A 2,165-nucleotide genomic window follows, 5' to 3' on the forward strand; every position below is an offset into this window, starting at 1 on the left:
CCCTACCCCACCGCGCCACGCCCGAGACCCCGCGCCTGACGTCCTGCACAACGGTCCCGCGCCCGACCCCCTGTGCAACGGTCCCGTGCCCGACGCCCGGCCCAGCGGTCCCGCGCCGGACGACCGGCCCAGCGCCCCTCCACCCGAAGCCCTGGGCAACGGTTCTCCACCGGACGCCCCGCGCCGGGCCTCCCGTGCTCGACGCTCAGACCGCGACGCTCTCCTCGGTCTCCTCCTCGGCGGCCTGTTCGGCCCGAGCCGCGCGGGCGACCTCGTTCCGCCCCCCGGACACCGCGGGGGCGGCGGAGGTGGGCGCGGCGCCCGCCGCGTGGGCCCGGCGGGAGGGGGTGCTCATCCGCTCGTAGCCCGCCGCGACGGCGGTGACCGCCAGACCGGCCAGCAGCCACACCACCAGGGTCCAGATGCCGCGCGCCAGGCCGTCGTTGCCGAAGTACAGCAGGCCGCGCACGCCCTCCACGAAGCCGGCGCCGTTCCAGAAGGCGTGCAGGGTGCCGAAGAAGCCGTTCTGCAGGTCGGGCCGGAACAGGCCGCCGGAGCTGGTGAAGTTGAGCATCACGAACAGCACCATCATGGCGAGCGTGGTCCACCGCTTGAGGAAGGTGTGCAGGCCCACGCCGACGAAGAGGATGCCGGCGGAGTACAGCCAGGACATGGCCCACACGCCGGCGAGGCCGTGCGAGGCGAGGTGGAAGACCGGTCCGGCCAGGAGCAGGCCGATGACCCCGACCCCCGCGGAGACGCCGAGCGCGAGCAGGCCCCGCCCCCGCATCGGCAGGGGGGCCCCCGCCGCGCCGATGGCGGCGACCGAGGCGTAGGAGCCGATGCTCAGTGCGACCAGCAGGAAGAACAGGCCCTGGCCGGTGGGGTCGTGGGGGGTGGGCTCGGCGACATCGGTCACCTTCAGCGGCAGGCCCTGCCGGGCGGCGACCGGCGTGAAGACCTTCTCCACCGCCGTGGCGCCCATGTCGGAGCCCGCGCTGGCGACCAGCAGTTCGGGCGCCTTGGCGCGGGGCACGTAGGCGCCGTCGATGTCCCGCGCCCTGAGCAGGTCCACGGCCCGGGAGCGGGTGGGGACGGTGCGGACGTCCAGGTGGTCGCCCGCCTGGTCCTTGACGGTCTGGGCGAACACCTTCGCCCGGGGTCCCTCGCCGACCACCGCGACGGGCAGGTGGTGCGGCGTCGGGGTCACGAACGCGCCCATGTACGCGAGCCCCATGCCCAGGCACATCAGCAAGGGGGTGATCAGGTGGGTGAGCACATGGCGCAGCGCAGGCGACCTCATCGCTCCCGACCTCCAATGGTTGGCATATACAACTCTCGTTTACAGTTGTACTATACAACCGGAACCGGGGAGGTTTTTCCGTGACAGCAGCCGAGGGGCCGAAGGAGCCGGGCGCACCCGCCGTCGCACCGGGCGCGCACGCCGGGCGGACGGCCGTGCGGGGCGCGAACGCCGGGGAGACGGCCGTGGAGACCATCCAGCGGGAGATGACCGTCTTCGCCCGCCGGGCACGCGCCTCGGCGGGCCGGATGCACCCCGAACTGTCCCTGGTGTCGTACACGCTGCTCGGGCACCTGGAGGAGCGCGGCGGCTGCCGCGCCACCGACCTGGCCGCGCACTACGCGCTGGACAAGTCCACGGTCAGCCGCCAGGTGGCCGCCCTGGAGCGGGCCGCCCTCATCGAACGGCGCCTGGACCCGGAGGACCACCGGGTGCAGGTGCTGCATCTGACGGACGCCGGCCGGCGGATCCTCGCCCAGGTCACCGAGAGCCGCCGGGCGGCCTTCCACGAGCGGCTGGCGGACTGGCCCGCCGAGGACCTGGAGCGCTTCGCGGGCTACCTCACCCGCTACAACGCCTGGACCCCGCCGTCGGGCACCCCCTGAGCCCGGTCGCTCGCGCCTGTCCGGTCCGAAGTGCGGCGGGCGTAGTCGTCCATGGGGCCGCGGGCCCGGGGCGGGGGGCGCGCGGGCGGGGGGCGCCCGCCGCGCGGCCCGGGTGGGGGCGGACCCCCGGGGGCGGCTCGTCCTCCTGGCGGCCCCGCCGGAAGAAGCCGCCGTAGGCGGCGCCGGGCCGGCCGTTGGTGGCCGGGCTGCCCAGGGACAGCGGCGCGCCGGTGACGTTGGTGAGCGAGAACGTCAGG

At 75.1% G+C, this 2,165-nt stretch carries 2 protein-coding genes and 1 pseudogene; 1 reads left to right on the top strand and 2 read right to left on the bottom strand.

Translation table 11 applies throughout. The annotated features are described in order from the left end of the window. Positions 1–205: 205 nt before the first annotated feature. Complete coding sequence (locus GV126_RS30780; RefSeq protein ID WP_159672772.1) at positions 206–1,303, bottom strand: ABC-2 transporter permease; 1,098 nt, start codon at positions 1,301–1,303, stop codon at positions 206–208. A 206-nt stretch (positions 1,304–1,509) separates the two neighbouring features. Here GV126_RS30780 and GV126_RS30785 point away from each other — a divergent pair, with 206 nt between their 5' ends. Further along, positions 1,510–1,908, top strand: a complete 399-nt coding sequence (locus GV126_RS30785; protein ID WP_159674290.1) for a MarR family winged helix-turn-helix transcriptional regulator — start codon at positions 1,510–1,512, stop codon at positions 1,906–1,908. A 130-nt stretch (positions 1,909–2,038) separates the two neighbouring features. Here GV126_RS30785 and GV126_RS36860 read toward each other — a convergent pair. Then, positions 2,039–2,165, bottom strand: a pseudogene (locus GV126_RS36860) (oxidoreductase); the annotation flags it as partial.

The sequence above is a fragment of the Streptomyces mexicanus genome, from assembly GCF_902506575.1.
GTDB lineage: Bacteria > Actinomycetota > Actinomycetes > Streptomycetales > Streptomycetaceae > Streptomyces > Streptomyces mexicanus.

Coding starts and splice junctions, on each gene's coding strand:
- GV126_RS30780 (WP_159672772.1), bottom strand. CDS start 1,303: ATGAGGTCGCCTGCGCTGCGCCATGTGCTCACCCACCTGATCACCCCC.
- GV126_RS30785 (WP_159674290.1), top strand. CDS start 1,510: ATGACCGTCTTCGCCCGCCGGGCACGCGCCTCGGCGGGCCGGATGCAC.